The organism is Microcystis sp. M53602_WE12 (assembly GCF_030065455.1).
Taxonomy (GTDB): Bacteria; Cyanobacteriota; Cyanobacteriia; order Cyanobacteriales; family Microcystaceae; genus Microcystis; species Microcystis aeruginosa.
On the sequence record NZ_JASJFB010000746.1, the window covers coordinates 1 to 7810 of the forward strand.

The window sequence follows — 7810 nt, forward strand, 5'->3', positions numbered from 1 at the left end:
CGTCTTGATAGATTTCTAGTCCATTAATTAATAAATTATAGTCTTTAATTAATAACTGAGTCTCAATCAAGATTTCTTGTTGAGTAATTTTTTCTTTTCGTTTAATAATCTTACCAAAATAGTAATGGTAGCGAACTCCTTCTTGAATTAATTTCCGACGTTCTTTGATGATTTTCTGAAAATTTTTTAAGTATCTATTTTTAAAAACAGGAAGTTGATAGCTTTGCTCATAAATGGCAATTTTTTTATAGGTCATCAGATGTTGAGAGTTCCTATTTAGCATAGCTATCTTAGACCAAAAAATTCCTCAATACTTAGCAATAATCATCCGCTGCCCCCAGCTATTGCAAGAGGGAGCAACACCTAATTAAACATTTTCAACTTCAACAACAACTGGTTCATTTTCAACAACTGGTTCATTTTCAACAACCGGTTCATTTTCAATAACTGGTTCATTTTCAATAACTGGTTCATTTTCAATAACTGGTTCATTTTCAATAACTGGTTCATTTTCAATAACAACTGTTTGAGGACTTTCAGGAGTTGGCTCAGTTACCGTTTCTTGCTGCTTTACTGTCTGTTCTTGATGGTCAGTCAAGTGTTTTTTGGTTTTTAATTTCAGGTCATCAGTCAGAGGTAAAGCATCAATTTCAGCCAAAAGTGTTTCCAGGGATTCTTTTTTACTTCGCTCAGTGTAAAAAGCATTCAGAACCGCTTCAATTCCGTACTGAGCAATCGCATCTCCTAGCACAGTAACCAACCCCATCGCTCCAATACCCAGAAAAACTACAAAGGGTTGTCCGAGGGTCAGAATTAGCACGATGACAGCAATAATAGCCGAAGCTACATAAGAACCAGCCACTTTTTTGATAATGTTATCGAGTTCCATAAAAATCACCTCAAATTTCTAGCGAAGGATTAGTTTAATTCTAAAGCAAGGTTAATCTGTCTGTTGATCGTCGTCAAGTAAAGCTTGAAGAAAAGGTTCAAGACTTTTGGGACGATAATCTGAAAAAGCCTTTAATCGTTTTACCACACTGTGATGAACAGTGACAACTTTTGTATTGAAATATCGCCATTGCTCACCTCCTAAGGACGACAATCCTTTAACAGTATTATCAAACTTGATGGTCGGGTCTAGTTTAATTTGGAATTCCTCAGATTCAGAGGTGGTTGAGTCAAACTCTAATCCCAATTTTTTGGCTTGATTAATCATCCATTGTAACGGGTAATCGGAAATTCCTTGATATTCTTTTTTGCCACCACCTAGACAGGTATGTTCACCCACAAATAAAACTTCTTTGACAACTTGTTCGGGATTTTCTGGATTGGCTTTGATCGGAGTGGAAGGGAAGTTTTTACGTTTTTCATCAATGGCAACAGCATGAAAAGCATTCTGGATAATCGGACTTAATTTTGTATTACTAAATTCATATTTTTTATGATAAAACTTAGCCAGGGGAAACCAAGGAGTTAAATCAGGAATACCAAAATTGCCAACTGTATCCCAACAACCTAACATCTTGACTGGAATACGATCTTGAAAATCTTCCTTTTCTGTCTCAATTTTTTTAGCATTAGCGGCACGGAATTGTTGAGCTTTGGCACTATCAGAACTAACGGTGTGGTCTCGATAGAGTTGATAAGCCAGGGGAATTTCTTTAATCTTAGAGCGTTTTAGGATTCCACATTTATCGATAAAACTAGCCAAACAACGAACGATATATGCGCCTCGACTAAAACCTAACAAATAAATTTCATCCTCGGTTGTGGGATTGTAGTTAAGGACAAGAAAACGATAGGCATCTTGAATCATTCGATCAAGGCCCCAGCCAAAAGTTTCATTCCCTAAACTTTTAATAAATTCGTTATCTTCGGGGGTGCCAGAACCTGACAAAAAGACGATTTGGGGGGTTTGATCCTCGGCAATATACTTAATAGATTCGGCGAATTTAACCACATTGGTGGGGTAAGCACTGGCAGAGTCTTCCCAAGAACCATCACAACAAATAATTAACCGTTTTTTCTGGTTTGAATAAGTGAGGATATCTGGTTGAGAAATTGCTGTTTCACTAATCTCCTCAATTTCATTGCTGGCAAGAGCAGCTTCTGCAGCAATTATAATTGATTCTGGATTCTCTTCCCGGGAAGGTTCTTGATTTTCGGATGGAGCATCCTGTTCAATCACTTCTTCTTCTTCAAGGGAGTTAAAAATTTCGTTGACCATTGTTATCCTTTTCGCACTCCTTCTAGCTTTACTGCTAGTCTGAGTTTTTGATTTAGGGATCGAGGTCGGTTTGGAGGGAAGACTATCTAGTTGCCAGGTTGTCCCATAAAGAATACCATGATTGCTATAACTTGTTTGATCCTCGGCACTGCCATTGAGTGATAAATAAGTAACTAAGCCAAGATCATCAACTAAGGGAGATTGATACATCGCTTTTTGGATTTCTTCTTGGCTACGCGCTTGATTCCAAACAGAAAGTTCTGCAAGACAACCTTGCCAATAATGAGAGAGATTAACAGAGGCTCCCAAGATGATTTTTTCAATCCCCGTTAAGGCACGGTTATGACCGTTGCCACGATGCCAAATGATCCCATTACGATAGATCAACATTCGGCCTGTGGTCGCATTTTTGACAAAGGCCCAATGAGTCCAATCACTATAATCCTTAAGCTTGACTTTTTTTTCAATTCGATCAAAACCTTCTTCATTTCCTGCGTCCCAAAAAATCGCAGGTTTCAGGGGATCGCCCCAAGGCAGGGTAATATGTAGAACCCGGTTATTTTCCCGATTAACAGCTTCTAAGAGAGTCGTTTCTGTAGCTAAATTATTTTCCCCTTTTGCCCAAAATGTAATGGTAATACTCTGATCGATGTCAAGAAATCCGTGGGATAGATCAATATGATCATCGATGCCATTAAATTTTAGTACAGAGCGTTGTTCAGCCATTGGTTTTGTCATCGACCGGGGGAGAAAGGGGTAATCAGGGGTTCAGGGACTCTGACTAATAAGAGATTGATTTATCTGTCATGATTTCCCAGAATCCTACCGCCTAGCTTAACACATTTTAGTTATCTAGCGATATAATTGAGAAGTTTTCACAAAATTTAGCTTCAATAGCCTCTCATCCCATATTATCGGTCAATTGTTGTTGGTAGAAACTGGTAGTTAAATTGCTGACATCGTTAGGCAGCTGTCGGGTTTGTCCAGGTTCTAGGGTCGATTCGAGGTCTGGCTATTGGCTGATTATATCAATCTTTTCCAGCCAGATTATATCAATCTTTTCCAGCCAGACAGCTTAAGGTGAGATTTTAAGCCACTTTAAGATTTGAGGATTTTTGTCATAACGATAGGTAAAACCATCGTTGGCTACGATCAAATTTCCGCGACTAGCTTTACTACGAACACTAGAGATCGATAAGTCGGTTAATAGTTTTATCTCTTGATGAGAAAGTCCCTCAAGAGACTGATGTGTTTCTGGGGATTCTGACTCATGATTAGTGGTAATATCAGGTTTTACAGAATTGCCATTAGGGGTCTTAGTAAACATTTCTCGCGCTTTCTTAAGGCGATAATTTTCAACAGTCAAGAGTTCCCAACTAGAGTCGGCCGAGAGTTCTAGAACCCATTGATGGTAATTAAAGAGACTTTCTCGATGACCGACACTAATAAAAGTTGTCTTACGAGCTTTTAATTGCTCATATAGAATCCTTTCGTTGACTAAATCTAGGGCGCTGGTTGCTTCATCTAAAATGATAAAACTGGGGGGATTAACTAAGAGCCTAGCAAAGGCTAGACGTTGTTGTTCTCCTAGGGAGAGAATGTTTTCCCAGGGTTTTTCAGAGTCAAATTCATCCACCCGACTTAGGGTATTTTGTAAATTGACTTGTTGTAATACTGCTTGAATTTCGGTATTAGTTATCTGACGATCGGTCTGAGGATAGAGCAATTGTTCCCGCAAGGTTCCCAGGATAATATAGGGACGTTGAGGTAAAAAGAGAATTTCTTCAAGGGGAGGCCGCATTAAACTTCCCGTACCAGAATTCCATAAACCCGCGATTGCTCGTAGGAGGGAACTTTTGCCGCGGCCACTAGGGCCAACAATTAGTAATCCTTCACCGGGTTGAACAGAAAGAGATAGATCTTCGACAATTACCTGCTCATAGTCGGGAGTTTGTAAAGTGACTTTCTCAAAGGCAAAATGATTTTCTTCGATAGTTTTGATCGTGCTGACATTCTCTGGTTGTTGAGTAACAGTTTCTAGGGCAGTCGAAAACTCATTTAAACGTTCAACATAACTAGAAAATCGTCCCGAAATGCCAAATTCAGTGATCAGGTCTCCCAAAGAAGTAGCGAATATATAACAGGCTGTGGAAGCTTGTTCCACCTGTCCATAATCGATCTCACCTCTAATATACAAAGGTCCCAGAATTAAGAAGGGAAATACTTGAATAGCGGCCTGATAGCCCCTAGCAAACAGTTCGTTCCCTCTTTCCCAATCAATTTTATTTCGAGTATCATCTAATACCTTTTTAAATCTTCGCTGAATGATATTTGATTCTTCTTTCTCCCCCCGAAAAAAGGCGATGGATTCAGCATGATTGCGAACGTGAGTTAACGCATAATTATAATCAGCTTTTGAAGCTAATTGCTTTTCATTGATCTTGATTAATTCTTGGTTTAAATAAAGGGCGATAAAATTACCGATGACTGTATAAATAAGTAGCGGAATAGCGATCCGCTGAGAAATCGTCCAGATCACTACTAAAAAGACAAGCATCTTCAGGCTTTTTTCTAGAAAAGATGAGAAAAAGCTAAGAGCATTACTGGTGATCGGTTCAATTTCTTGAGCAATGCGTTGATCAGGATTATCAATATCAGATTTGAAATTAATTTTATAATAGGCACGTTTATGGAAGTATTTAGTTAAAACCTGACCATTTAGCCATTCATACCAATGCAAAGCAATTTTTTTGGAAATATTTTTACTGTAACCGACTAGCAGTGTCACCAAGATCAGCCCAATCACATAGGCGATCAATTCCTGATTAAATTTGGCATAGTCTCCCTGTTGTACAATTGCGTCAATCAAGCGACGAATAGCAAAACTATTAAAAAGCGTTACGACTACTAAACCGAGGATTAGAAAAATTAGCAAAAATAGCATTCCCCAGCCACGAATCACCTCGGGAAAGCTTCTTGCGCCTGGTTCGGTCGGATACCAGTAAGGTTGAGTGATCGCCTTGACATCTTTCAAAAATTGGTTAAAAGAAGCAAGTGCATTTTTGTTTTCAGCAACTTGGGTTGACATATTTCCAAAAAAAAGGGGTTGACGCTATTGGTAGTCGGGCAGCAGATGAGCCTTTGCTAGTTTAACATTTTTGTCTCATATTTTTTCCAAGCAAGTAAATAAGTAGAGATCAGGGATAAATCGAGAGGATGACAAACGATTGAGCTATGAGCTAATCCCTCGATAGTTTGACAAGCATCGAACCGAGGCTTTGTCTGACTAATCATTTTAGCTGATTTTAAAATAATTGGGAAGCAAGAACTAACGGCTTTTTCTCCTCCCTGCTCAAAAAGGTAATTTTCAACCATCACTAACCAATTTTTATCGGATACCGGTTCAGTGGCATAACCACAGGCATTAATTAGTTCAAAAAGTCTCTGCCATGAAATTGATTCAGGATTAACTAAATGAAAGGTTTTTCCTAAAAGTTGCTTTTGCCTTGAGAGATAAACAATAGCTTTACTGGCATAGTCAATGGGAATAATATTAATATCCACATCAAAAGTGGGAAATTTTTCTAATTTAATACATATTTGAATAAACCGAAAAAAGAAATTATTGGATTTTCGATAAATTCCAGTTTTGCTGTCACCCATAATTCTTGTAGGTCGATAAATAGAGACGGGCAAACCTCTTTTTTGAGCTAGGTGTATTAATTCTTCAGCCACCCATTTGCTTTGTTTATAGCCCGTATTTAAACTGGGAGAAAATAGAGGAAAGTCCGTCTCTCTAATCGCTATATCTTGTCTATGAGCCTGACTAAAAAAAATGGCGACTGTCGAGATAAAATGAACTGGTTTAGTTTTTCTTAGTCCGGCTAACTTAAGAAGTTCTTGAGTTCCCAAAACATTAACCGCTTTCATTTGAGAGTAAGGGGTGATCGGGTCGTTTTCTGATCCGTTATGATAAATAACATCAATGTCGGTGGCTAATTGACAAAAATCTTTCTCAGAAAGACCTAACAATGGTTGAGCTAAATCGCCAACTATCGGGATAATACGATCATCAAAAGGTTCCTGCCAAAGTTGGTAAGATTGGAGGTTTTCTTTTAGTCGCTGTTTACCAGTTTCTAAAGTATGACAACGAATTAAACAATAGATATTAGCGGTGGTTTGACCGATCAGTTCCCGGAGCAAATAAGCCCCTAAAAATCCAGTAGCGCCAGTTAAAAAAATTGATTTTGGCTCGTCAATATCCTCCTTCAGAGGACTGTCAAAACTAATATCAGGATTGAGAATAGCTTCTGTTTTAAAATCTGGAATACATTCTTGATTGCTCATGCTTTGCTAGGACATATCTAATTTAATTTAGGGAGTGGACTTGCTTCAATCAAACTCTGCACAGGCATAGTATCAATAATTTTATCTATTTGAAATCCAGCGCTTGTTAATAGGACTTTTAATTCATTTTCTGAGCGAATTTTTCCTGAATGAAGCATCCATAACTGTAGATCAGCTAAATTATCTCTCCAATAAATTTTGCGGATAATTCTTTCTGCAATTAATAATCGAGATGTGGAAGGCATATACTGGCGACAGTTTTTGAGAATATCAACCACTTGTTGATCATTCCAACTGAGCAAAACTTGCTTGAGTAAATAAACATCGGCTACGACGGGAACCGATTCAAAAAAATCTCCACTTATCAACTCACAGCGTTCGCTTACCCCTTCCTGTTTCAATAAATTTTTGGCTTTTTCAAGGGAGTATGGCTGTTCAAAAAGTATCCCTTTTATTTGAGGGTAACGTTTTAAGATAGCAGCAATCAGTTTTCCCTGACCGCCACCAATATCTGCCAATACTTCTACGGAGGAAAAATCATAAGCTTCTAATATTTTGGCTATTTGGAATGTGGTTATATCATTCATTGATTGATCATAAACTTTATTTTGGCTAGGATTCTCTCGATGGTACTCCTCAATATCAAGACCATACATGGCTTTAAAAGCTCCTTCACCAGTCGTTAAACTTTGGGTAAAATTGCCCCAACAAGCATAACTTTCTTCTATCTCGGTAATTAGCCAGTTGCGTAAAGTTCCCACTTGATCATCCCTTAGATAAGCCGCTAAGGGAGTATTTTGAAAATAATCCGGTTGATTTTCTTGCAAAATTCCTAAACTGACCAAAGTTCGTAAAAGACGATAGAGAGAATCAGCATGAGTGTTAGTTTCCGTCGCTAATTCTTGATAGTGTTTTGAGCCATCTCCTAACAAATCAAGAATCCCTAATCTCACAGCAGCATAAACACATTGACTGATCTGAAACCCCCTAATCATCAGTAAAACGGTGTCTCTAGGAGATATTTGATTTGGGTTTTCTCTGGGAAGATTAAACATAATTTAATGACCTTTTTGATTGAGCTTACGGATTCCCTAAAAAAAGGGTTCTTCGTTACTTGGTATGGTTCGATAGGGGGGCATAAATCGACTAAATCCTTATCTGGCAAGAGACTTAATTGATTAGTTCGCTCTAGAGCAAAAACAATTGACAAAAATCGCTAAATGCCTTTCTCTATAA

The 7810-nt window shown here is 38.1% G+C and carries 6 protein-coding genes and 1 pseudogene; all 7 read right to left on the reverse strand.

All coding sequences use genetic code 11. The annotated features are described in order from the left end of the window. A pseudogene (locus PX482_RS23055) lies at positions 1–283 on the reverse strand (GUN4 domain-containing protein); the annotation flags it as partial. Positions 284–367: 84 nt separating this feature from the next. Further along, entirely contained in the window at positions 368–889 is a 522-nt protein-coding gene (locus PX482_RS23060; protein WP_288123079.1) for a hypothetical protein, read from the reverse strand. A gap of 51 nt (positions 890–940) precedes the next feature. Continuing rightward, positions 941–2953, reverse strand: a complete 2013-nt coding sequence (locus tag PX482_RS23065) for a phospholipase effector Tle1 domain-containing protein (RefSeq protein ID WP_288096596.1) — start codon at positions 2951–2953, stop codon at positions 941–943. A gap of 349 nt (positions 2954–3302) precedes the next feature. Further along, positions 3303–5315, reverse strand: a complete 2013-nt coding sequence (locus PX482_RS23070; protein WP_002761476.1) for an ABC transporter ATP-binding protein/permease — start codon at positions 5313–5315, stop codon at positions 3303–3305. A gap of 56 nt (positions 5316–5371) precedes the next feature. After that, positions 5372–6574, reverse strand: a complete 1203-nt coding sequence (locus tag PX482_RS23075) for an SDR family oxidoreductase (protein ID WP_002761479.1) — start codon at positions 6572–6574, stop codon at positions 5372–5374. Positions 6575–6591: 17 nt separating this feature from the next. Continuing rightward, positions 6592–7569, reverse strand: a complete 978-nt coding sequence (locus tag PX482_RS23080; RefSeq protein WP_288027197.1) for a methyltransferase — start codon at positions 7567–7569, stop codon at positions 6592–6594. Then, positions 7569–7784 carry a hypothetical protein gene (locus PX482_RS23085; RefSeq protein WP_288027199.1) on the reverse strand — a complete coding sequence of 72 codons (216 nt, stop codon included), beginning with the start codon at positions 7782–7784 and terminating at the stop codon, positions 7569–7571. Before PX482_RS23085 ends, PX482_RS23080 begins: the two co-directional genes overlap by 1 nt. Between the last annotated feature and the right edge of the window lie 26 nt (positions 7785–7810).